Raw genomic sequence first — 763 nt, 5'->3', positions numbered from 1 at the left:
GACCAGCGCTTCTGGTACTTTCAATACGGCAGTGGGTTATCAGGCTTCTGCGACCGGTTCGACGCAGGCGAGTGCGTTTGGATACCAAGCGCAGGCCAATTCTTCGCGAACGACTTCTGTCGGTTACTCCGCGATCGCCAATACCGCTCGGGCAACGGCAGTCGGCGATAGCGCCGTGGCCACGGGCTATGGCTCAGTTGCGCTGGGCAATCTGGCGCTGACCAGCGGTGCTGCCCAGTTCAGCGTGGCGGTTGGTTACCAGGCGCAGGCGACGCAGGCCGACGCACTGGCGATCGGCAAGCAGGCAGTGGCCGACAATGCCCGCGCAACGGCTATCGGGGTGGGTGCGAACACCAGCCTCAACGACCAGGTCATGCTGGGCGGAGCAGGTTCCAGCGTTGCGATCGGCGATATCGATGCCTCTACCGCAGCGCAGTCAGGCCAGCTCTATGCGGTCACCGTCGATGACAGCGGTACGCTTGGCAAAGGCAGCGCGCTTGCATCAGCGCAAACGGTCGCAAGCCTCGGCAACTCAATGCGCTATATTGCTGCGGTCTCCGATGCGCAGTTCAACGCGCTGTCGAGCGATGTCTCGGCGCTCACCAGCCGCGTCGATGCGCTCAGCTTCCAGCTTTCCGATCTCGACCAATCGATGCGCGGCGGGATCGCGGCTGCTGCTGCGCTCGGCAGCGCAATCGCCCTGCCGGACAAGCGCTTCACCATCGGCGGCAATATCGCCACCCATGGCGGTGAGCAGGGCTAT

At 63.7% G+C, this 763-nt stretch carries 1 protein-coding gene; it reads left to right on the top strand.

Annotation, left to right across the window (positions count from 1 at the left end):
- Positions 1-763, top strand: a 763-nt coding sequence (locus tag ACEWMW_RS14475; protein ID WP_409414670.1) for a hypothetical protein, incomplete at both ends; no start/stop codon positions are given.

Source organism: Litorerythrobacter xanthomarinus (assembly GCF_046254955.1).
Classification (GTDB): domain Bacteria; phylum Pseudomonadota; class Alphaproteobacteria; order Sphingomonadales; family Sphingomonadaceae; genus Qipengyuania_C.
Note: the sequence above shows the minus strand (reverse complement) of the source record. Positions and strands in the feature narration are given on the sequence as shown.